Source organism: Thermaerobacter composti, assembly GCF_033582035.1.
In the GTDB taxonomy this organism is placed as follows: Bacteria; Bacillota; Sulfobacillia; order Thermaerobacterales; family Thermaerobacteraceae; genus Thermaerobacter; species Thermaerobacter composti.
The window spans coordinates 621,970-644,549 of the sequence record NZ_CP132508.1; the positions used below are offsets into that span (position 1 = coordinate 621,970).

A 22,580-nucleotide genomic window follows, 5' to 3' on the forward strand; every position below is an offset into this window, starting at 1 on the left:
AGTGGAGCACGGACTTCGAGGGGGAGGCGATCCCGGCGTGCCAGCGGCTGGCGAGCCCACGCCCCGCACCGATGCCGATCCTGCCGCCGGTCCTGCGGCGAGCCCCGGCGGCGGTCCGCAGAGCGCGGGCGCTGCGCGGGCCAACCCCAAGCCCTGGGGCGGTCGCTTCACCGCCGCGACCGACCGGGCCGTCGAGGCGTTCACCGCCTCCATCGACGTCGACCGGCGGCTGCTGGAGGTGGACATCCGCGCCAGCCAGGCCCACGCGCGCATGCTCGGTGCGTGCGGCGTGCTGCCGCCGGAAGAGGCCCGCACCCTGGTGGAGGGTCTCGACGAGGTGCGCCGCCGCCTGCAGAGCGGCGAGTTCGAACTGGATCCGGCGCTGGAAGACGTGCACATGAACGTGGAGCATCTGCTCGGCCGGGTGGTGGGGCCGCTGGCGGGCAAGCTGCACACCGGCCGCAGCCGGAACGACCAGGTGGCCACGGACATGCACCTCTACATGAAGGAGGCCCTGGGCCGGCTGATCGCCGCGGTGCGGGACCTGCAGCGGGCGCTGGTGGAGAAGGCCGAGGCGCACCTGGACGTGATCATGCCCGGGTACACCCACCTGCAGCGGGCGCAGCCGGTGCTCTTCGCCCACCACCTGCTGGCCTACTTCTGGATGCTGGAGCGCGACGCGGGCCGGCTCGCCGACGCCCGGAAACGGGCGGACTGGTGTCCCCTCGGGGCGGCCGCGCTGGCCGGGACCGGCTTCCCCCTGGACCGGGAGAGGGTGGCACGGGAGCTCGGCTTCGCGCGGGTCTACCCCAACAGCATGGACGCCGTCAGCGACCGCGACTACCTGCTGGAGTTCCTGGCGGCGGGCAGCATCCTGGCCATGCACCTCTCGCGGCTCTGTGAGGAACTGGTGCTCTGGTCGTCCGAGGAGTTCGGGTTCATCGAGCTCGCTGACGCCTACTGCACCGGCTCCAGCATCATGCCCCAGAAGAAGAACCCCGACGTGGCCGAGCTCGTCCGCGCCAAGACGGGGCGGGTGTACGGCGCCCTCTTCAGTCTGCTGACGGTGATGAAGGGCTTGCCCCTGACCTACAACCGGGACCTGCAGGAGGATAAGCCCGGCGTGTTCGACGCCCTCGACACCCTGGAGGCGGCCCTGCCGCTCTGCGCCGGGATGATCCGCACCATGCAGGTGCGGGCCGACCGCATGGAAGCCGCCCTGGAGCGCGACTTCTCCGCCGCCACGGACCTGGCCGACTATCTGGTCGAACGCGGCGTGCCCTTCCGCGAGGCCCATCGCATCGTGGGCGAGCTGGTGCTGGATTGTCTTCGCGCGGGCCGGCGCCTGCAGGACCTGACGACGGAGGAACTGCGGGCCCGCTCGGCGTCCTTCGGGCCCGACGCCCTCGCGCGCCTCTCGCCGCGGGCGGTGGTGGCAGCCAGGAGACTCTACGGCGGGACCGCCCGGGAAGCCGTGGAGCGGCAGCTGGCGGAGGCGTGGGCGATCCTGGAGCGGGCCGGAGCCGAGGGTGAAGCCGTGCCGCCGGGCCGGAACGTCCCGGCCCGCCCGCCCGCAGGTCACGCCGGCTCGGGGCCGTAGTCCCAGGCGACACCGCGTTCTTCCAGCAGTCGCCGCACCGCGGCCACGGGTAGGGCCGGGGCGTGGTGGCCGTCGCGCCCGGTCATGGGCCGCGCCGCCACCAGCGCGCGGATTACCGCCTCCTCCGTCACCGTCGCCGCCGCCTCGAAGAAGGGGTTCAGATAGGCGCCCTCGTCGGGCAGGTACGGCGGGTGGCGGCGGGCGGTGCTGAAGGCCAGGACGAAGTCGCCGCTGCCGTGCCAGTAGACGGTGCCGGTGCGGGCCAGGCCGGCGGCGGCGCGCCGGGCGACGCGCCCGAGCTGCCGGGAGGTCAGGGGGGCGTCGGTGGCCAGGATGACCACCACCGAGCCGCCCTCGCCGCTCGGCGGCCCATCGGCTCCGCAAGTTCCCGCCTCGGGTTCCCCACCCCGGCCCGCGGCCGTCGCCACCCCGGTGTCCTGTCCCGCGCCGGGACTCGCGTTCGCCGGACCCCCGGCTCCCGGGCCGTGGCAGGACGACTCGGCAGCGACTTGGTGCCGGGCGCCGCCGGCGGTTGCGGCCCGCTGGCCGGTGTCCCTCGGCCGGCCGCCCGCCCCAGGCAGGCCGGCTTGGGCCGGCCGGGGTGCGGCCGGTTCGTCCGGGTCGGTCAGGAGCCGGCCCACCGGGACCCCGGCGATTGTCAGGTCGCGGCGCCGGCCGAAGTTGGCCAGGACCAGGCAGCCCAGGGTGATGGTCGTCTGACCGGCCTCCGGTAGGGGCGAGGCCCAGACGCGGGACGCGGTCCCGATCCCGCCCTTGAAGCCGTAGCAGACCATCCCCGTGCCCGCGCCCACGCTGCCCTCCGCCACCGGGCCGCCGGCCGCGGCGGCCAGCGCCGCCGCCACCTCCCGCGGACCCACGTGCCGCCCGCGGATGTCGTTGAGCCAGCCGTCGTTGCATTCCCCCGCCACCACGTTGACCGTGGGCGTCGTGACGCCGATGTCGGGGTGCGACTCGAGGATGTGATCGAGCAGGGCATCGGCGGCCCGCCAAATGGAGAGGGTGCTGGTCAGGAGGATCGGCGTCTCCAGGCGGCCGAGCTCCATCAGCTGGGCGAGGCCCAGGGCCTTGCCGAAGCCGTTGATCACGTGGGCGGCCGCGGGGAACTTGCCGTCGTAGATCGCCCGCAGATCGCCGGGTGGGAGGACGATCGTGACGCCGGTGCGCACCGGCCCCTCGCCGACCCGCAACGGTCCCTCGCCGCGGATCACCGTGGCGTGGCCGACCCGGACGCCGGCGACGTCGGTGATGGCGTTGTGCGGACCCCGTTGCATCGCGAGGGGGTGCATCATGCGCGTCCCCTCCCGCTGGATCTGCGGAGGCCGGACGGTGCGCCCCGGGTGGATTCGCGATCCAGCAGTTCCCGGGCCCGCCGGAAGACGGCGTCAAACATGGCCTCGGTCAGAACCCCGGTCTGGGTGTTCTGCCGGCTCGGGTGATAGCTGGCCAGCAGGACCGGCGGGGAGGGAAGGTCGGGGCGCGGCGATCGGGGGGCCGGTGGCTCGGCCGCGTCCCAGCGGTACTCTCCGCCGTGACGGAAGCGGGGCTTGGCCGTTCGAGGCCGGTTCGTCCGGGACGAACCGGCGGACCGGGTGTCCTGCGACCCACCCGGGCCTGCGGTGGCCTCGGCTGCGCCACCCCCTTTGGTAGCCGCCTCGTCATCCCTGTCGTCACCGGCTTCGCCATCCCCGCCGGTGGCGACCGCACCGGCGGTACCCCCGGCCTTGGGGGCGTGGTGGAAGCTGCAGCCCGGATTTGGGTCCGGGCCCGGCGGGGCCGAGACGCCCTGCGCTTCCGAGACCTCGACCGGCCACCCGTAGCCCCGCTCCCGCATCAGCCGCAGCACCGCGTCGAAGGCGATCTGCCCAAGGCACACGATGACCCGCACTGTGCGGAGGGCCTCCAGCTCCCGCCTCAAGAAGTCGCGGCACGCCACCATCTCGTCCCGCGACGGCTTGTTGTCCGGCGGGGCACAGTGGCAGGTGGCGGTGATGTAGGCGTCCCGGAGCTCCAGCCCGTCACCCCGGTGGGTGCTGGTGGGTTGGTTGGCGAAACCCGCCCGATACAGGGCCCGGTACAGCCAGTCGCCGGAGGCGTCGCCGGTGAACATCCGGCCGGTGCGATTGGCGCCGTGGGCGGCGGGAGCCAGCCCGACGATCAGCAGGCGGGCCAGGGGGTCGCCGAAGCTGGGCACCGGGCGGCCCCAGTAGTCCCAGTCGCGGTACGCCCGACGCTTGGTGCGGGCCACCTCGGCGGTGTAGGCCACCAGCCGCGGGCAGCGGCGACACGCAACGATGTCGCGGTTGATGCGGGCCAGGGCGTCGGCTTGGTGTCGCTGGGCTCCGCGGCACCGACCCACGCCGGTGTCGGGCAGGAGTCGATTCGCCGGGTCCTCCGCCGGCTGACCGGGGCAGGATGTGCCGAAGGTCTGGCTCATGGGTCGATTGTACACCCGCGAGGCGGCCTCCCTGTCAATTCGCCCGTGGAACAGGACTGCATCAAGCTTCGGTAGGTGGATCCCCCCGACCCATGTTCCGGTCACGCCACAGAAAGGCCGGCCAGATGCCGCAGCGCCTTCACCCACTCGCGGTCCGCATGGGGTCCGTAGAGCGCCGGGATCCGCACCCGCAGCCACTGGGCGACATCCTCCACGTCGCTCCGGCTCAGGCGCTGCCCGAACAGCCGGCCTTGCGGGGTCGGGGCCACCGGTGGCGCCTGGCGGCGCTGCCAGACCGGACGCGCGTAGCGATCGAGCTCCCCGTTCGCTCGAGCCGCCAACAGCCGGGCCAGGTGCCGAGCCCCTCGCTCGCTCCACGCGGCCCCGCGCCGCTTCATTCGCCGGGCCAGCACGTGGTAGTTCTCCGCCTCGATCGCACCGAGCCGCCGCGCGTTCGCGTCGGCCACGATGCCGTCCCAGTGGTTCTTCAAGTACTGCTTCAGTTCTTGGACGCGGTCGCGCGCTTCACCCCGCGCCCGCCGGCGAGCCGCATCCAGGATCGTCTCCACCTCGCGCCACGGCTTCCCCTCGGCCAGGGCCGCCGCCAGCTGCCGGTGGGCTTCCGCGTCGTGCTGCAGTCCCCGCCGCATGGCCCGTTTCAGGTGGAACGGATCGAGGCGATACGAAGCCTGTGGGAGGTACTCAAGGGCCTTGCGGATCCACGGCGCCCCGTCCCCACCCACCGTGCACTGTTCCACCCGGGCCCAGTCCCACTCCGCCGCAAAGGCCGCCAGCGCCTCCTCGATGGACGCCGTCCCTTCGCCCACGGCCACGTGCACCCGCCGGTTCTTCAGCACCGTCCGCCCCCGCGCGTCCGTCGCCTTGCCCTCATACGCCAGCGCATGCATCAGCGCAATCCGCTCTTTCTGCCCATCCGGCCCGCGCCGCCGGCCCCGCACCAACAGCTCGTCAAACTCCAAGTCGACGGCGGCCGCCGGCCGGCTCCCGGGCGGGATCTCGCCCCGCTCAAACACCGCCTCCCGCTGCGCCTTCGCCGCTTCGTCCGCTCGGGCCCCGGCCGCCTGCACATCCGCCCACAAGGCCATGGCGCTCAGCCGCACGGCCCCGCAGCTCACCCGCTCCAGCCAGTCCGCTGCCGCCGCAAACGGCACTTGGGTGCACAGCTGAATCCCGAACTCCTGCACCAGCGGCGAGTATCGCTGCCGCGGCGCCAGCCCGAGCACTTCATCCAGCAAGAACCGCCGTGCGCCGCTCGGCCGCTCCTGGTAATACCGTCGTTCCCACTGGATCTCACCCACCCACGTGATCAGGCTCCGCGGTTGCTGATTGACGCACTTCAGTTGCCGCCGGTCCCGCTGCTCCATCAGCTGCCGGTCCAGCGCCTCCAAAGCCGTGACCAACAGTTGCCGCGCGGCCTCCTGCGCCCCTCGGACCACGGCCACCTCCAGCGCTCGAAAGTCCGGAGCCTCCCACAGGGCCTTTTCCACAACCCGAGCAAGCTGCAGGGTGATCTCCCCGATGCGGCGAATCACGTCCTTCATGGAGAGGCCTCACCTCCATCCTTGGCCAGAAGGATCGGCTGTCCCGTTTGGGACAACCTGGTGAGGTCTCTCCTTCGCTTTTCCCCCACCAGCACCTACCGAAACTTTAGACAGTCTGGAACAGCCGAGCTGGGGGAGTCCTGATCCTCGGTCGCCCGCGAGATCCCCGTTGGGACGGCGCCGATGGGGATCGAGCGCGCCTTCGTCCAGGCCCTCGCGGGCGTTCCAGCCTGGGTGGCAGGGGGCAGAGGTCTCGGCGGCCGCGGAACCAAGGCCGGGCGGCAGGAGATGGAACCTGTCCGCCGTATTGCACCGAGTAACGGGGGATGCAGCGGGCATCCAGTCACCTTCCACCGCGATCGTGGCGCCTTTCGTCGATCCTGCTTTGCAAGCTCCGGATCCCGCAGGGACCGGTGTGTCCGATCCTGTGGCGGCGGGGCCGGCTTCGTCTGCGGGCGATCGCTGCGGGTGACCCAGGGCGCCTTTGCAACCGTGTATCCCCCGGCAGGCGGTCCCGGCGTCGTCGCACGCCCGGGGCCGGGAAGCGTCACGCGGGCGCGGGCCCGTGAAAGGAGGTCGGGCGGCGTCATGGCAGCGACCGGCCAGGAGGCGGCCGGCCAGCGGGTGCCGGTGACCCTGACGGTCAACGGCCGCACCTACACCCGCGAGGTGGAACCCCGCACCCTGCTGGTCCACTTCTTGCGGGAGGAACTGGGCCTGACCGGCACCCACGTCGGCTGCGACACGTCCAACTGCGGGGCCTGCACGGTCCACCTCAACGGCCAGGCGGTCAAGTCGTGCACGGTGCTGGCGGTCCAGGCCGACGGCGGCGAGGTGGTGACCATCGAGGGGCTCGCCCGCGACGGCCGGCTCCACCCGGTGCAGGAGGGGTTCTGGGAGGAGCACGGGCTGCAGTGTGGCTTCTGCACGCCGGGCATGGTCATGGCCGCGGCGCACCTCCTGGAGGTCAACCCCAACCCGACGGAGGAGGAGATCCGCCGCGGGCTGGAAGGGGTCCTCTGCCGCTGCACGGGCTACCACAACATCGTCCGGGCGGTGCAGTACGCCGCCCGCAAGCTGCAGGAGCGAAGCGCGGCCGCGGATTGAGGCCGCCGGCGAGGGGGTGACGCAGGTGCCGGTTGCAGGCATCGGCGCGCGGCTCAAGCGCAAGGAAGACCCCCGGCTGATCACGGGGTCGGGCACGTACACCGACGACATCCAGCTGCCCAACATGGTGCACGTGGCCATCGTCCGCAGCCCCCACGCCCACGCCCGCATCCGGGGGATCCGGACCGACGCAGCCCTCGGTGCCCCGGGCGTGGTGGCGGTGCTGACGGGCGAGGAGCTCAAGCGGGAGCTGAAGGCCCCGCTGCCCTGCGCCTGGCTCTACGAAGGGCTGAAGAACCCGCCCCACTGGCCCCTGGCGGTGGACGAGGTGCGCCACGTCGGCGAGGCGGTGGCTGCCGTCGTGGCCGAGAGCCGGGCGGCGGCCAAGGACGCCGCGGCCCTGGTGGAGGTGGACTACGAGCCCCTCCCGGCGGTGGTCGATCCCGAGAAGGCGATGGAGCCGGACGCGCCCCGGGTCCACGCCGAGTTCGACAGCAACGTCGCCTACACCTGGGAGGCATCGGGTGGCGACGTGGAGGCCGCCTTCCGCGAGGCGGACGTGGTGGTCCGCCAGCGGCACATCCAGCAGCGGCTGGTGCCCACGCCCCTCGAACCGCGGGCCGTGGTGGCCGACTGCCACCCCGCCACCGGCGAGTTGACCGTGTGGAGCACGACCCAGATCCCGCACCTGCTCAAGATCAACCTCTGCGGGATCCTGGGCGTACCCGAGCACCAGATGCGGGTGATCGCCCCGGAGGTGGGCGGCGGCTTCGGGGCGAAGCTCAACGTCTACCCCGAGGAGGTCGTCGTCCCGTACCTGGCGCGCAAGCTCAGGCGCCCCGTCAAGTGGGTGGAGGACCGGCGGGAGAACTTCGTCGCCACCATCCACGGCCGGGAGGGCATCATCGACGTGGAGGTGGCGGCCCGGCGGGACGGCGAGATCCTGGGCATGCGGATCGACTGGATCTGCGACCTGGGCGCCTACAACCAGCTCAACACGCCCTACATCCCCATCCTGGGGCTGATCGTCTCGCCCGGGCCCTACCGGCACAAGAACCACGCCATCAAGATCACCGGCGTGTTCACCAACAAGACGCCCACCGACGCCTACCGCGGCGCCGGCCGGCCGGAGGCCACCCACTTCCTGGAGCGGACCATCGACCGGCTGGCGGACGAACTCGGCCTCGACCCGGCCGAGGTGCGGCGCAAGAACTTCGTGCGCAAGGACGAGTTCCCGTACACCAACCCCGTGGGGATCACCTACGACTCCGGCGACTACCACGCCGCCCTGGACAAGGCGCTGGAGGCCGTCGGGTATGAGGAGCTCAAGCGGGAGCAGGCCGAGCGGCGCCGGCGGGGCGACCGGCTGCAGCTGGGCATCGGCATCTCCAGCTACATCGAGGCCTGCGGCCTGGCGCCCTCGGCGGCCCTGGCGGGGACCTTCTACGGGGGCAACCTGTTCGAGTCGGCCCAGGTGCGGGTCCACCACACCGGCAAGGTGACGGTGTACACCGGCTCGTCCGCCCACGGCCAGGGGCACGAGACGGCCTGGTCCCAGATCGTCGCCAGCGAGCTGGGCATCCCGCCGGAGGACGTCGAGGTGCTCCACGGCGACACGGGCCGGGGGCCCATCGGGTTGGGCACCTACGGCAGCCGCTCGGCGGCGGTGGGCGGCATCGCCCTCTACCAGGCCTTGCAGAAGGTCAAGCGGAAGGCGGCCCTGATCGCCGCCCACCAGCTGGAGTGCAGCCCCGAGGATCTGGAGTTCGTGGACGGCGAGTTCCGGGTCAAGGGCGCGCCCCAGCGGGCGATCAAGTTCACCCAGATCGCCGCGGCGGCCAACCTGGGCTCCCACATCAACTTCCCGCCCGGGCTGGAGCCGGGGCTGGAGGAGACGGCCTTCTGGCAGCCGGAGAACTTCACCTTCCCCTTCGGCACGCACGTCTGCGTGGTGGAGGTCGACACCGAGGACGGCCGCACCCGCATCCTGCGGTACGTCTGCGTGGACGACTGCGGCAACGTGATCAACCCGCTGCTGGCGGAGGGCCAGATCCACGGCGGCGTCGCCCAGGGCATCGCCCAGGCGCTGTACGAGGAGCTGGTCTACGACGAGAGCGGCCAGCCCGTCAACGCGTCCCTGATGGAGTACGCGGTGCCGACGGCGGCGGAGCTGCCGTCCTTCGAGTCCCACTTCACCTGCACACCGTCGCCGGTCAACCCGCTGGGGGTCAAGGGCATCGGCGAGGCCGGCACCATCGCGGCCACGCCGGCGGTGGTCAACGCCATCGTCGACGCCGTCTCCCACCTCGGCGTGCGGCACATCGACATGCCCTGCAAGCCCGAGCGGGTCTGGCGGGCGATCCAGGAGGCCCAGCAGACCGCGGCGGCCGCCGAAGGGGGGGAGGGGCGGTGATCCCCAGCGCCTTCACCTATCACCGGCCGGAGACGCTGGACGAGGTCTTCGAGCTGCTGGGGCGGTACGGGGACCAGGCCAAGCTGCTGGCCGGCGGGCACAGCCTGTTGCCGGCGATGAAGCTGCGGTTGGCCCAGCCCCAGGTGCTGATCGACCTGGCTCGGGTGAAGGAGCTCCGCGGGGTGTCGGTGGAACCCGGCGGGGCCCTGCGCCTGGGGGCCTTGACGACGCACCATCAGGTGATGACCGATCCGGTCGTACGCCAGCACGCGCCCCTGCTGGCGGAGGTGGCCGGGGTCATCGGCGACATGCAGGTCCGCTACCGCGGCACCCTGGGCGGCAGCGTCGCCCACGCCGATCCGGCCGCCGACTACCCGGCGGCGCTGCTGGCGCTGGAGGCCGAGATCGAGGTGGCGGGGCCGGGTGGGCGCCGGCGGACCGTGCCGGCGGGGGAGTTCTTCTTCGGTCCCTTCATCACCGCCTTGCAACCCGATGAGGTGGTGACCGCCGTGCGCATCCCGCCGGCGGCCGGCGGCGAGCGAGGATGGCGGTGGGGCTACCGTTACCTCAAGATGGCCCGCCGGGCCTCGGACTTCGCCCTGGTGGGCGTGGCCGCGGCCGTAGCCCGGGATGCGGAGGGGACGGCGGCGGCGGTGCGGGTCGCCCTCAACGGCGTCACCGGCGCCGCCTACCGGGCGACGGCGGTGGAGGAGCGCCTGGCCGGCCGGGTGCCGTCGCCGGAGCTGCTGGCCGACGCGGCCGCCCACGCGGTGGATGGGGTTGACGTGGACGGGGACGCGCTGACCTCGGCCGAGTACCGCGCCCATCTGGCGCGGGTCTACACCCGCCGGGCGCTGGAGCAGGCCTGGCAGCGCGCCGGTGGGGAAGGGGCGATGGCCGCCGACTGAGCCGCCGGGGCGAGGCACCGGAGGCTGGCACCCCACGGCTTCGCCGGCGAGGCTCGCGGGACGGCGACGACGGGTCGCCACCTCCGACGCACGCGACCAGTGCAGATCGCAGAGGGCACGAGGCGGCGGGCCGGGGCTCCGCGCCCCGGCCCGCCGCCGCGCGCCACGACATCGCCCCGGCCGACGGATGCCGGGGATCCCGCCCCTGCCCCCTCCGTTCCCTCACCGGCTCGGTGGCGCTGCGTGGCCGCCTTCGTCCACCGTCGCGGGACGGCCGGAGGTGCCACGGCGACGCCAAGGCGACGGAGCAGGCTGAGGGGCGGGCTCAGTCGATGACCTTGACCTCTAGCTTCATGCCGGGCAGCTTGGCCTTGTTCTGGAACAGGTAGTGGGCGATGATCCGGGCATCTTCGATGACCACGCCCGGGGCCGTCATCGACAGGGGATTTGCGCCGCGCTGCTCGTCGACGGTCTGTTGGGTGAAGGCGATGGATCCCGCCTGCTGATAGGTCATGTCCTGGACCAGCCCGCTGATCTCCACCGGCGACGCGGTGATGCTCACCCGGACCGTCTTGCCCCCGACCTTGAGGTCTTTGTACATGTGCAGGTCGGTGATCACCAGCCGCTCGATCTTGGCCCGCGCCATGGGGACGCCGGCGGCCCGATCGGTGTCGTTGGTGACGGGCAGCAGCTGGAAGCCCTGTCCTTCGAGGCGGTCGAACTCCAGCACGACGCCGCCGATGCCGGCCAGCGGCGCCGCCAGGGCGATCCCCTGGGACGCCATGACGAAGAGCATGATGGCCAGCACCGTCATGGAGATGGCGAAGGTCACCAAGAAGCGCCTCCAGGAGAAGGTCCCCGTGGTGGCCACGTGGGGCATGGCGCCTCCCTCCTCGTGATCGCGGTTCCCGCGTACCCCTGGGCGCTCGGGGCCGGACGGTCGATCCCGGGGCAGCTCACCGCTCCCCGCCGAGCGAGATCCCCAGGCCCAGCGCATCGAGGAGCTCGCCCAGCCGCGGGAGCAGCCCCCGCTGGCGCCGACTGGCGTCAGGGCCGTCGGGAGACGGCGGCGGGGTCGCGTCCCCGGGCTCGGAACCCGGGGTGGCTCCCTCGGCGTCGCCGCCACCGCCGCCCCCTTCGTCGGGCTGGGCCGACGACGGTGGAGAGAGTGGGCCGTCGAGCCGATCTGCCAGTCGCCGGAGGTCCGGCCAGAAGCGGCCGCACGCCTCGGCCAGCCGGAGCGTCGCGGCGGGAGCCGCCGCGGGCCGGAGCAGTCCTTCGTCGACCAGCGCCGTTAGCAGGTCGACGCCGGTGCGGAGGGCGCGACCGGCCAACGGAGCCAGGTCGCGGACCGGCCGATCCAGCGCGCCGGCGACGCACGTCAGCGGCGGACCGAGCTCGGGCAGCACCGGGTCCGTCGGCGGCAGGGACCGCTGCGGCGGCGGGACCGCGCCGTCCTCGGCGCCGCCGCCGGCATGGCGCGAGGCCCCGTCCGAGGTCCCCCCGTCAGGCGGCGGCGCGCCCGTACCCTCCCCCAGACACGCCAACACGGCGGCGGGATCCAGCGGCCGCAACCGCTCGAGGGCCGCATCCCACCGACCTTGACGGAGGGCCTCCAGGTCCACGAGGGGCAGCGGATCGCGATGGAGCCGCTGGGCCAGGCACGTCACCAGCGCTCGGGCGGCAGGTGGCAGCCCGGCGTCCGGCGTCGACGGCGGACCGGGGGCCGCCGGCTGCGACTCCCTGGAGCCCGCGGCGGGCTGCGCTGACGAACCCGTATCGCCTTGTGCCGCGCCCGGGGCCGCTTCGGGCGAGGCACCGGGCGGGCGCCGCTGCGAACCGTCGGACGACCGGTGCCGGTCCCGGAGGTCGTCGAGGCCGTGGGCATCGCGGTACCGGCGGTGGAGGAGATCCGCCTGGCGACGGACCCGGTCGATGCGCTCCCGCTGGGCCAGGTCGGCGGGATCGTGGACGAACCGCAGGGTCGCGTCGGGGAGCACGGCGGTTCCGCTGTGCATCCACGTGGCCCGCATGCCCACGTCCCGGACGCGGAGGGTCACCCGTCCGCCGCGCTGCAGCAGGTCGAGGACGAACGCGATGGGGTCCGTCGCCTTCACGGCCCCGGGGATGGTGCCCACCAGCGAGAGGAGGTCGGTCCGCAGCGCCACGTCGGTGACGCGGGCCACGCCGCGGCTGGTGATCTGAAGGTAGGGAGGGCCGTCGCGGCCGAGCTCCTGGGTCAGGGCCAGGTCGCGGATGTCGGCCGACGCGAACCGCACCACCACGTCGAAGGGACCGGCGCCGGGGCCGGAGGCGGGCAGGATGACGGCGTCGCGGCCCACCAGTTCGTCCGCGGTCACGACGAAGTAGCGGTCGGGGACCAGGAGATCGCCCAGGTCCGCAGGTCCAGGGGCCGCCGCACCGGCTGCGCCGGCCGCGCCGGCGAGGGGACCCAGGGCGAGCAGCGCCACCGCCGCCACCCCCGCGATCCGCGACGGCGGTCGTGCGGACGGCGGTCGCGCCCCACCGGCGCAGCGCGCCCGTCCACCCCGCCCACGGGCGACGGGCCGACGGGGTGGGATGGCGTCGCCGCCGGCGCGGCGCAGGGCGACCCGCCATGGAGTGCGCCGCCCACCGCTGCGGGCGCCCTTCATCCACTCACCCCCCTTCTTTCCGCAGGACGGACCGCTGGCCGGGGGAAGGGCGGGTGGGGCCACCGGCGACGGCCGCCGGACGACGCCCGTGGCCCGCAGCTCCGGCACCTCGGCCCGGAGCCCCGCGGGCCGGGATCGGGTGCGCGAGCCGCGACCGGGAGGGCGGACCGCGGCCGGGCGTTCCGGGAACCGCGGCCCGGAACGCCCGGCCCCGGCCCAGCGGCCGGCGGTCGGCGGACCGCAGGGGCTCGCGCCCCTGCCCATGGTGGGCCGGCGTGGGACCCGCATCGGCGGTCGCCAGGACCGACCGTCCGGCCGGTCGGGCGGGGCGAGGGGAGAAGCCTCCGGGAGCGGGACGTCCCCCCGCGGGCCGGGACGGCGCCCCCTGTCCCCACCGCGACGCCGTTCCCCCAGAACGGTTCACCAGAACCGGATTCGGGCGGGGGCGCCGCATTCTGGGGGTCGTCGGACGGGCGTCGCGGAGTCGTTCAACGGCCGGGGATCAGGCGGCGATCGGCGAGGTCGGCCAGCACGGCCGCCGCGATGGCATGGGCGGCGCCGAGGGCCGTCGACAGCCCCTCGAGCCCGAAGCCGGCAGCCACGAACAGCCCTCGGGCGCCCCCCCACGGGGCGACGGCGCCGACGAAGGGCAGGCCGTCGGGGCCGCGCAGGTCGATGAGGGTCCGGACCCGATCGAGCTGGGCCTCCCCGGTCAGGTCGAACCGCTCCACCAGGTCTTCCACCAGCGCCACGAGCTCGTCGAAGGAGGGCGGGGACCAGTCGCCCTCGAGGCGGGCGGCCGCCAAGAGCGTCCGCGCCTCGATCCCGAGGGCGAAGCGCCAGATCAGCGAGCGGCGGGTGAACACCGCCGGTGGGGTCTCCACCGTGGCCGGCAAGCGAAAGGGGATCACCACGTCCTTGACGGGGACGAACCGGCTCGCGAACCCACGGGGCAGCCCGTCCATGGCGAGGCTCTCCGGCCGCGGACCGGGCGCCAGGACCAGCGCGGAGGCGGGGACCACGTCGTCCCATCCCTCCACCGGATGACCGGCGGGACGGTCGGCGGCGGGACGGGTCGCCTGTGGGCCCCCGCCCGCCCGGGCCACCCGGACCCCCGTCACCCGGTCCCCGGCGAGCACCGGCGCCATCACCCGCGTGCGGGTCAACAGCCGCAGCCCGGCGCGCCGGGCGGCCAGGTACATGGCGTCGAGCAGCAGGAGGTGATCGACGAAGGCGGCGCGGCCGGGATGGCCGTCCAGCCGGGCGAAGGTCAGCCGCAGGGGGGAGCGGGGGTGGCGGTGCTGGGCGACGGCGAACGCCCAGGTGCACTGGGCGAAGGCGTCCAGCACCGGGTGCCCGACGGAGGCCTTGAGGATGCCCACGGCGTCCCGGGTCTCGCCCAGCCCGGGGAAGTCGCCCTCCTCCACCAGCACCACCGGTACGGAGCGCTGCAGGACGAAGGCGACCGCGGTGCCCACGATGCCCCCGCCGGCGACCACCACCGGCGGGAGGTCGCCGGCGGCCGTACCCCCGGTCGCCTCCGGGCCGATGCCCCGCCCGGGACGCCGCTGGTCCGCGCGTCCATCCCGCCGGCCCGCCGCCGCGGTCTCTGCGTCCTCTGCGGCGGGTCCGGCGTGGGGGCCGACGGCGTCCGGTCGGGTGCGCGGGGATCCCATGGGATGGGGCTGCTCCATGTCCGGTGGTATGCACCTCCACGCCTCGGCCGGGTGTCGGGTGACCCGCGGGCCGGCCTCTCAACCGGGGGACGCGCCGGCCAGGGTGACCGGGCTGCCCTCCAAGGACGCCAGGAACCGCTCCGCCCAGCGGTGGACGTCCAGGGCGGCCACCCGCTCCTTGAGGGCGGCCCGGCGGGCGTCCCATCGGCGCCGGCCGGGTTCGTCCGCCAGGGAGGCGAGCACCTCGTGCAGGGTGTCCGCCAGCCCGTCGACGTCGAAGGGGTTCACCGCCACGGCCTCGGGAAGCACCGAGGCCGCCCCGGCCAGCGAGGAGAGGATCAAGACCCCATTCTCCGTCACCCAGGCGTACTCCTGGGCCACCAGGTTCATGCCGTCCCGGAGGGGGGTGACCAGGGCGGCGTCGGCGGCGAGGTAGAACGCCGTCAGCTCCCGGGGCGTGAAGGCGCGGTAGAGGTAGTGCACGGGGACCCAGCCGTCCCGCATGTAGGCGCCGTTGATGCGACCGACCTGTTCGTCCACCAGGCGCTTGAGGAGGCGATACGAGGGCAGCCGGGTCCGGCTGGGGACGGCGATCTGATAGAGGGTCACCTGGCCGAGCCACTGGGGATACCGCTCGAAGAGACGCTCCCAGGCCGCCAGACGTTCGGGGATGCCCTTGGTGTAGTCCAGCCGGTCGACGCCGACGACGACCAGGGGGGTCCCGGCCATGCGGCGGATCCGCCGGGCCCGCTCCCGCACCCGCGGCTCCGCCGCCCACTGGGCGAAGCGGGCGGTGTCGATGCCGATGGGGTGGGCCTCGACGCGGATCGTGCGCCCCTGCCAGCGCACCCGCTGGCCGTCGACCACCGCCCCGGGCAACGTGCGGCAGGTGGCGAGGAAGTTGGCCACGTACTCGGGCGTGTGCAGGCCCACGAGGTCGGCGCCCAGCACGCCCTCGAGAAGCTGGCGCGTCCAGGGGAGGACCTGCCAGACCTCCGGCGGCGGCCACGGGATGTGCCAGAAGAAGCCGATGCGCGCACCGGGGCGGGCGGCGCGGAGCAGGGCCGGCACCAGCATCAGGTGGTAGTCGTGGACCCACACCGGCGTGGCGGGATCGGTCCACTCCTCCAGCACCGCCTCGGCGAAGCGGCGGTTGGTGGCCTGGTACGCGGCATAGAAGGCGCGGCGGAGTTCCACCCGCTCCAGGAAGTAGTGGGCCAGGGGCCAGAGGACCCGGTTGGCCATGCCGTGGTACGAGCCGGTCACCTCCCGGGCGGGCACGTGGAGCCGCCGCACGGTGAAGCGCGGTGCCTCGGGCGGATGGGCGAGGCGCGGCACGGCGTCTGCCTCCTTCTCCCCCCACGCCACCCAGGTGCCGCCTCGCCGTTCCAGCACCGGCAGCAGCGCCGTGGCCAGCCCGCCCACGGCCGGCACCCATCGGCCCCGTTCCTGCCGCAGAGGCTCCCGGTTGGCGACCACCACCAGGGACACCGCCACCACCTCCTCGCAGTCGCGCCGCTGCGGCCGGGGAAGGAGGGGGATGCCCGGACGGTCCCCGGCAGGGGCGGCCGGCCTCGTCCCGTTGGCGGTTGGCGGCTTCACGCCGTCCGCGACGGCCGGCTTCATCCTGTGGGGGATGGCGGCCGGACTCCCCGTCCACGCCGCCACCCGTGGCGGCCCGACTCGCCGTCCGCAGCGCCGCCGGCGGCGGACGGATGGCCCGTCGGCGGCCGGGTTCATCCGGTCCGGGGCACCTGCCACCGCCGTGCCAAGCCCTGGGACAGCCGGTCCATGACGATGGCCAGCGCCACGATGGTGAAGCCCGCCTCGAAGCCGGCACCGGGGTCGACGCGCTGGATCGCCCGCATCACGGCCTCGCCGACGCCGCCCGCGCCCACCATGCTGGCGATGACCACCATGGCCAGGGCCATCATCGTCGTCTGGTTGATCCCCGCCATGATGCTCGGCAGGGCCAGGGGCAGCCGCACCTGGAACAACAGCTGCCACCGGGTGGCGCCAAAGGCCTGGGCGGCCTCCTGGGCGTCGGCGGGCACCTGGCGGATGCCCAGGTCCACCAGGCGCGCCACCGGCGGCAGGGCGTACACCACCGTCGCCAGCGTGCCCGGCACCGGGCCGAGGGCCTGGAAGAGCATCATCACGGGGATCAGGTACACGAAGCTGGGCATGGTCTGCATGGCGTCCAGCACGGGCAGCACCAGGGCGTGGATGCGGCGGGACTCGGCCATGGCGATGCCCAGGGGCAGGCCGATGGCCACCGCCAGGGCGACGGCGACGATGACCATCGCCAGCGTCTCGATGGCGGCCGCCCAGTAGCCGAAGGCGCCGATGGCCATCATCAGCCCGGCCAGCGTCATCGCCGTCAGCGGGCGGCGGGTGACGGCCCACGCGGCGAGCAGCACCCCGCCGACCCAGGCCCACCAGGGCACCGCCAGCAGACCGGCCTCGATGGCGTTGAGCGAGCGGGTGATGGCCACGGAGACGCCGTGGAAGAACCCGCCCCCCCGGTCCACCAGCCACGCCAGGCCGTCCTGGATCCAGGGGGCGACGTGGAACTCCAGGGCCTCAGGGAACAAGGCCGGATCCCCCCTCCGCGCCCACGGGCTCCAGGGCGGCCGCCCGGAGCGTGCCCCCGGCTAGGGCGGCCGCCTCCCGCACATCCCGGACGAACCGGCGGACGTAGTCGTCGGCCGGGTGCTGGATGATCTCCCGCGGCCGTCCCACCTGGACGATGCGGCCTGCCCTCATGATGGCCAGCCGGTCGCCCAGGCGCAACGCCTCCTGCAGGTCGTGGGTGATGAACACGATGGTCTTGTGGAGCTCCGCCTGCAGGCGCAGCAGCTCGTCCTGCAGCTCCCGCCGGATGAGCGGATCCAGCCCGCTGAAGGGTTCGTCCATCAACAGCAGGTCGGCGTCGCGGGCCAGGGCGCGGGCGATGCCGACCCGCTGCCGCATACCGCCGGACAGGGCAGCCGGGTGGCGGTCCGCCCACTTCTCCAGGCCGACGCGGGCCAAGGCGGCCCGCGCCCGCTCGAGCTGGACGCGACGGGGTTCGCCCCGCAGGCGCAGGCCGAAGGCCACGTTCTCCAGCACGGTGCGGTGGGGCAGCAGCCCGTAGTGCTGGAAGACCATGGCCACCTTGTGGCGCCGGAAGGCGGTCAGCTGCCGGGCGTCCATGGCGGTGACGTCCTCGCCGTCCACCAGGATGCGGCCCGCGGTCGGCTCCACCAGCCGCAACAGGCACCGCACCAGGGTGGACTTGCCGCTGCCCGAGAGCCCCATCACCACGAAGATCTCCCCGCGCCGCACCCGCAGGGTGGCGTCGCGGACCGCCACCACGGCGCCCTGGGACTCGGCCCGCGCCACCGCCTCCGGGTCGCGGACGTCGATGCGCCGGTGGTGGCGCGCGTAGATCTTCCACAGGTTCTGCACCGCCAGCAGGACGGGACGGCGGCCGTCGGACCCGCCGTCGCCCCGGCCGTCGCGGCCGCCCTGCCGGGCCGCGGTTGCGGCAGGCCGCGATGCCGGCACCGCGGGAGCCGCCTTCGTCGGCGTCGGAGCCGTCATCTCACCGCACCTCCTCCAGGGCGGCCTCGACCCGGTCGCGCACGTCGGCCGGCACCCACTGCTCCCAGTCGCGGTAGGTCTGGAGGAACCACACGGCCGCCTCCTCCGGCTTGGCGTTCTCGTCCTGCATGTAGGCCAGGGCGGCCGCCGTCTGTTCCAGGGTGGTGTCGTATCGCTTCAAGAACTCGACCACCTCGGGGGCCATGGCCTCGAGTCGGCTGTTGGCCGCCACCAGCACCTGGCTCGGCGGGTAGGCGCAGGCCTTGTCGCTCTCCCAGCACTCGTCGCTGTAGGCCGGTTCCTCCAGCCGAATCAGCTCGTACTTGCCGGTGATCCACGTGGGCTCCCAGTAGTAGCCCACCCACGGCTTGCCCTGCTCGTAGGCGGTGGTGATGGAGGTGTTCAGACCCGCCTCCGACCCCGGGTTGAAGGCGGTGAAGCGGTCGGTCAACCCATAGGCCTCGAGCTTCTGGGGGTTGATGTCCGCGCACACCCAGCCGGTGGGACAGTTGTAGAAGCGGCCCTTGCCGGGCTCCGACGGGTCTTCGAACAGCTGCCAGTAACGCTCCAGGTCCTGGACGGTGCGCAGGTCCGGGGCCATGGGCGCGATGCCGCGTTCCGGGTCGCCCTCGACGACGTAGGCGGGGACGTACCACCCCTGCGGGGACTCGGGATAGTTCCGGCCCAGGTCGAGGACCCGACCGGAGTCCACGGCCTTCTGCCAGGCCTCGCGGATGTTGTCGGGCCAGAGCTCCATGGTGATGTGGACGCTGCCGTCCTGCAGGCCCTGGAGGATGGGGACGGTGTCGCCGAACTTGTAGTCGACGGGGTAGCCGTAGCCCTGCTCGATGATGAACCCGGCGATGCGATTGTGCACCTGCACGCTGTCCCAGCTGAAGTCGCCGAAGACCAGGGTGGGCTTCTCGCCGGACGGGCCGCCACCGCCCGCCGGACCGTCGGCTGGGCCGGTTCCTCCCCCGGCGGATCCCCCGCCGCCGGGGCCGGCGCCGCTGCCGCATGCCGTCGCCAACAGGATGACCACCAGCGTCAGGAGAGACGGGGCCCATCGACGGACCCGCGGGGCGCGCCGGCGGACACCCGCCGCTCGCCGTGCCGCGGTCTTCACGCAACGACCTCCCTCCGCGGCAGGCCGCATGGGCGCGGGGGAACGAAGCGGCGGTCGGTTCCGAGGCGGTGGAATCCGGCCGCAGAAGGGGGGACAGGATAGGCAGGGAATGGCGTGCATGCAACGCCCGCGTGCCTACGGGGTTAGCTGCCGGGCTCGGGCCGGGCTGCCCTATCCCGGAGTCGCCGCGGCGTGGGGTGCGGTCCCGCGCTACGTGCCCGGCGGACGGAGGACGCGACGCGGCGGTCGCATCCGCTCCTCTCCGGGCCGGCGAGGACGCCTCATGGCGGCCGCGGCGGCCGGGAATTCGCCCCGAAGACGGTTCCCCCGCGCCCCTGGAGGGGGCTTCGGCCTGCCGTTTCGATTTGTACCTCCCATGCTAAACCAAAGGGAGGCGTCGTGCAAGGACCGATCGGCCTGCGACGAGGGGACGGCATAGGACGAGAGACGATGAGCAACGCACTGGCTGCTGCTCAGCCCTCCCGAGGCGCGGTGGCCGACGGCGTCCGGACGGCCACGGCGAGCCTCGGACTCCGGTGGGCCGCGCGGGGTTGGCCCCTGGTCCGTCGCCCCGCGTCGGGGCCTGCGTTGGCGCGTGGGCCCGGGTCGGCGCCGCCGCCCGGCCATCCTGCGCCGCAGGCGGGGCGCGTCCACGGCCGGCGTCGCGGGGCGTCGGCGGCCGGGGGGCGCAGGGGGACGGGCAGGGGACCGGGGGGGTCGCGCTGGCAGGATCAGGGCCGTTGGCGGGCGAGGGGTGCAGGGTGCCCCGTGGCTGCCGGGCGCGGCGGGTGGGGCGGGGTCCCGGGGCGTTCGCGGCCGGCGGGCGCGGGCCGTCGGCCGCGGGGGCAGGGCGCCCTGCGGCCGCCGGCCCCTCGGAGGCCGGCCGCCTTCACGAGGGCTGGACGCCGACGGGTCCCGACCGCCCGCGCCCGTTGCCATCGTACGGGGCGACCCAGAAGCTCTCCTCGCGGAGGAGCTGGTCGAAGCGCCGGGCCATCTCCTCGTCCTGCCGCAGCCGCTCGTCCCACCCGGTGGTCTGGGATCGGTGGGCGCGGAAGGCGGCCTCCTTCAGGGTGCGCACCTCGGCGATGGGGACGGTGACCACGGGCAGGCCGGGATCCGCATCGCGCAAGGGGCCCTTGACGAACAGCAGCCGCGGCCGCAGCCGGCCCAGCGCGGCCACCGCCTCCACCGTGGCAGCGCCGACGGCGTCGTGGTCCGGATGGCCGCCCAACTCCGGATGGAAGGTGATCACGGTGGTGGCGCCGGTCTCCTCCAGGATGGCGCGGATGCGCCCAGCCAGCTGGGCGCGATCCTGGAACTCGACGGTCTTGTCCCAGACCCCCAGCACGCGGACGTCCGTGACGCCGACGGCCGCCATGGCCCGGCGCAGTTCCTCGATGCGCAGCGGCCCCAGGGACTCGCGGTTGGCCAGCGGCGGCCGCCCGACGCGGCGGCCCATCTGGCCGGCGGTGACGCAGACCATGGTGACGCCGATGCCCTGCCGCACGGCCCGGGCCATGGTGCCGGCGGCGCCGAAGGACTCGTCATCCGGGTGGGCCAGGACCACCACCAGGTGTCGGTCCCACGGGGCGGGGACCGGGTCCGTGGCGGTCACCGGCACCGTTTCCGGCGCCGGCGCCGGTTCCCGCTCGCCCTCCGGCGGCTGCCGTGGCGGCAAGGTGGCCGCCGGCCGGTCGGCGGTCCCCCCGTCGGTCGCCAAGGGGAACGGGCGTCGCGCCACCTCGAGCACCACGGTCAACCGGTCTTCGTCGTCATGGCCCTCCAGAAGGACCCGATCCGGCTCTTGCCACCAGTGGGTCAGCCCTTCGGCGTAGACCCAGCCGCCCATCACCCGCAGGCCCACGCGGTAGGGACCGCGGCCGCGCACGGCGGCCGCCTCCAGGTGAACCCGGACGTTGCGCGCGAAGGCGCCGAAACCGCCGCGGGTGTAGGCGCCGTGGGTGGTCTCCAGGTGCAGGTACACCGCGTCGCCGACGTACGCTTGCAGGGCCCGCTGGACGCGGGCGGGGTCGATGGTCTCCATGGACCGCCTCCTCACCCTCGACGCCCGTGGCTTCCACCGGATGCACGGGAGCGGGGGCCGTGGCCGGTGCCCGGCCGCGGCCCCCATCCCTTGCTTCGCCAGGCGGCCCGGTCCTCCTCTTGGACGAGCGCGTCCTACGGCCAGCGGGAGGGCGGCTGGGGTGGGGCGGCGGCGGGCGGGCCCGCGGCGTCCTGGGGGAGCCGGGGCGGCGAGGGTGCGGTGCCGCCGGGTGGGGGCGACGCCGTATCGGTGGCCGGCGCCGGGCGCTCTGCGGGGTAGACGGCAGCCCGGCGTCCCACCGCGACCACCAGGGCTACCGCGACCGCGGCGAGCACCGTGACCCCGTCGACCCGTTCGCCCAGGGCGGCGTGGGCGACGAAGAGGGTCAGGAAGGGCTGCAGCAGCTGCAACTGGCTGGTCCGCGCCACCCCGGCCAGGGCCATGGCGAGGTACCAGAGGATGAAGGCGCCGAACTGGGTCACGACGCTGATGTAGAGCCAGGCCAACCAGGCGCGCACCGCCGGGTCCCACCCTGGCCGGGCGGTTGCCGTGGCCGCAGCGGCGGAGAGGGATGGGGACGCCATCGGCGCCGGCCCCGAGGAGGGGGGTTCCGAGACGGACGGGGCCGCAGGCCCGGCGACGATCGCCTCCCAGGTCGCGGCAAGGGTGAGCGGCAGGGCGGCCCACAGCCCCCATGCGACGGGGAGGAACCCGCCATGCCGCCGCGCCAGGCGGCCGCCCTCCGCGTGCCCGGCGGCGGCCAGCACGACGGCCGCCAGCATCAGGAAGTCGGCGGCGTGGGGGCGACCGGCTCCCTGGCGTACGGCGAATCCCGTCACCACGCCGCTTCCCACCATCGCCGCCAACCAGAACCGGGCCGAGGGCCGCTCCCCCGCGCGCAACGCGGCGAGTCCCGATGTCAACAGGGGCAGCAGTCCCAGGAGCACCGCCCCGTGGGCTGCCGGGAGCTGGGTCAGCGCCAGCGTCGAGAGCCAGGGGAAGGCGACGGTGGTGCCGGCGGCCACCACGAGGACCGAGGGCCATGCGGGCGGGGGAGGCAGCCAGTGGGCCATCGGGCGGACGGCGGGGCGTCCCCGGGGGGATCCGGGTGCGGCGGCGCGGCCGCGGACCGCGAGGGCCGCGAGGGCGGCGGCCAGGGCCGCGCCCGCCGACCGGCCGGGGCCCACCAGCTCGCCGGGGAGGTGCTCCAGGGCCACCCGGGTGGCGGGGAGGGTGAGGCTGAAGAGCACGACGGCCAGCAGCCCCAGGGCGGCGCCCACGGCCTCGCGGGCGCCGCCCTGGCGACGGGGCCCGGGCTCCCGTCGACGCTCCCGCTGCGGGGCGGCATGGATGGCACCGGCGCCAGGGGCCGGCAGCGCGCGGTCGCGGTTCCGACGGCGGCAACGCGGCGAACGCAAGGGGTCCCCATCCTTCCCCGGGTCCGGCA

The 22,580-nt window shown here is 74.2% G+C and carries 16 protein-coding genes; 4 read left to right on the forward strand and 12 right to left on the reverse strand.

All coding sequences use genetic code 11. The annotated features are described in order from the left end of the window. The first annotated feature begins 37 nt into the window (after positions 1–37). A complete protein-coding gene (argH, locus tag Q5761_RS02520) occupies positions 38–1,600 on the forward strand; it encodes an argininosuccinate lyase (protein ID WP_318751071.1) in 1,563 nt (520 codons plus the stop codon). Here the strand turns inward: argH and Q5761_RS02525 are convergent. The 3 genes from Q5761_RS02525 to Q5761_RS02535 form a co-directional block, all read right to left on the reverse strand. Beyond that, positions 1,579–2,910: a P1 family peptidase gene (locus Q5761_RS02525; protein WP_318751072.1), complete on the reverse strand. Its 1,332-nt coding sequence runs from the start codon at positions 2,908–2,910 to the stop codon at positions 1,579–1,581. The genes argH and Q5761_RS02525 overlap by 22 nt on opposite strands. Next, entirely contained in the window at positions 2,907–4,070 is a 1,164-nt protein-coding gene (locus Q5761_RS02530; protein WP_318751073.1) for a uracil-DNA glycosylase, read from the reverse strand. Before Q5761_RS02530 ends, Q5761_RS02525 begins: the two co-directional genes overlap by 4 nt. Before the next feature lie 86 nt (positions 4,071–4,156). Beyond that, positions 4,157–5,617, reverse strand: a complete 1,461-nt coding sequence (locus Q5761_RS02535; RefSeq protein WP_135224670.1) for an ISLre2 family transposase — start codon at positions 5,615–5,617, stop codon at positions 4,157–4,159. 588 nt (positions 5,618–6,205) lie between these two features. Between Q5761_RS02535 and Q5761_RS02540 the strand changes: the two genes are divergently transcribed. The 3 genes from Q5761_RS02540 to Q5761_RS02550 are packed head-to-tail and all read left to right on the forward strand — an operon-like array spanning position 6,206 to position 10,045. Then, a complete protein-coding gene (locus Q5761_RS02540; RefSeq protein ID WP_318751074.1) occupies positions 6,206–6,724 on the forward strand; it encodes a (2Fe-2S)-binding protein in 519 nt (172 codons plus the stop codon). Between the two features lie 25 nt (positions 6,725–6,749). Next, positions 6,750–9,137 (forward strand): xanthine dehydrogenase family protein molybdopterin-binding subunit, encoded by a 2,388-nt coding sequence (locus Q5761_RS02545; RefSeq protein ID WP_318751075.1) that lies wholly within the window; start codon positions 6,750–6,752, stop codon positions 9,135–9,137. After that, a complete protein-coding gene (locus tag Q5761_RS02550; protein WP_318751076.1) occupies positions 9,134–10,045 on the forward strand; it encodes an FAD binding domain-containing protein in 912 nt (303 codons plus the stop codon). Before Q5761_RS02545 ends, Q5761_RS02550 begins: the two co-directional genes overlap by 4 nt. A 325-nt stretch (positions 10,046–10,370) precedes the next feature. On the opposite strand, the gene Q5761_RS02555 is transcribed toward Q5761_RS02550, so the two are convergent. The 9 genes from Q5761_RS02555 to Q5761_RS02595 all read right to left on the reverse strand — a co-directional run bounded on the left by Q5761_RS02555 (position 10,371) and on the right by Q5761_RS02595 (position 22,551). Beyond that, on the reverse strand, positions 10,371–10,925 hold the full coding sequence (locus Q5761_RS02555) for a DUF6230 family protein (protein WP_318751077.1): 555 nt from the start codon (positions 10,923–10,925) through the stop codon (positions 10,371–10,373). Between the two features lie 76 nt (positions 10,926–11,001). Continuing rightward, positions 11,002–12,699 carry a hypothetical protein gene (locus tag Q5761_RS02560; RefSeq protein WP_318751078.1) on the reverse strand — a complete coding sequence of 566 codons (1,698 nt, stop codon included), beginning with the start codon at positions 12,697–12,699 and terminating at the stop codon, positions 11,002–11,004. A gap of 488 nt (positions 12,700–13,187) precedes the next feature. Further along, positions 13,188–14,393, reverse strand: coding sequence for an FAD-dependent oxidoreductase (locus tag Q5761_RS02565; protein WP_318751079.1), 1,206 nt, complete (start codon positions 14,391–14,393; stop codon positions 13,188–13,190). A gap of 60 nt (positions 14,394–14,453) precedes the next feature. Beyond that, positions 14,454–15,866 (reverse strand): trehalose-6-phosphate synthase, encoded by a 1,413-nt coding sequence (locus Q5761_RS02570; protein WP_318751080.1) that lies wholly within the window; start codon positions 15,864–15,866, stop codon positions 14,454–14,456. 245 nt (positions 15,867–16,111) lie between these two features. Continuing rightward, positions 16,112–16,969 carry an ABC transporter permease gene (locus tag Q5761_RS02575; protein ID WP_318751081.1) on the reverse strand — a complete coding sequence of 286 codons (858 nt, stop codon included), beginning with the start codon at positions 16,967–16,969 and terminating at the stop codon, positions 16,112–16,114. Beyond that, positions 16,959–17,960, reverse strand: a complete 1,002-nt coding sequence (locus tag Q5761_RS02580; protein WP_318751082.1) for a betaine/proline/choline family ABC transporter ATP-binding protein — start codon at positions 17,958–17,960, stop codon at positions 16,959–16,961. Before Q5761_RS02580 ends, Q5761_RS02575 begins: the two co-directional genes overlap by 11 nt. Before the next feature lies 1 nt (position 17,961). Next, positions 17,962–19,086 carry an ABC transporter substrate-binding protein gene (locus Q5761_RS02585; RefSeq protein ID WP_318751083.1) on the reverse strand — a complete coding sequence of 375 codons (1,125 nt, stop codon included), beginning with the start codon at positions 19,084–19,086 and terminating at the stop codon, positions 17,962–17,964. Between the two features lie 889 nt (positions 19,087–19,975). Further along, positions 19,976–21,133, reverse strand: coding sequence for a bacillithiol biosynthesis deacetylase BshB2 (bshB2, locus tag Q5761_RS02590; protein ID WP_318751084.1), 1,158 nt, complete (start codon positions 21,131–21,133; stop codon positions 19,976–19,978). Between the two features lie 134 nt (positions 21,134–21,267). Next, positions 21,268–22,551 carry a DMT family transporter gene (locus tag Q5761_RS02595; RefSeq protein ID WP_318751085.1) on the reverse strand — a complete coding sequence of 428 codons (1,284 nt, stop codon included), beginning with the start codon at positions 22,549–22,551 and terminating at the stop codon, positions 21,268–21,270. Between the last annotated feature and the right edge of the window lie 29 nt (positions 22,552–22,580).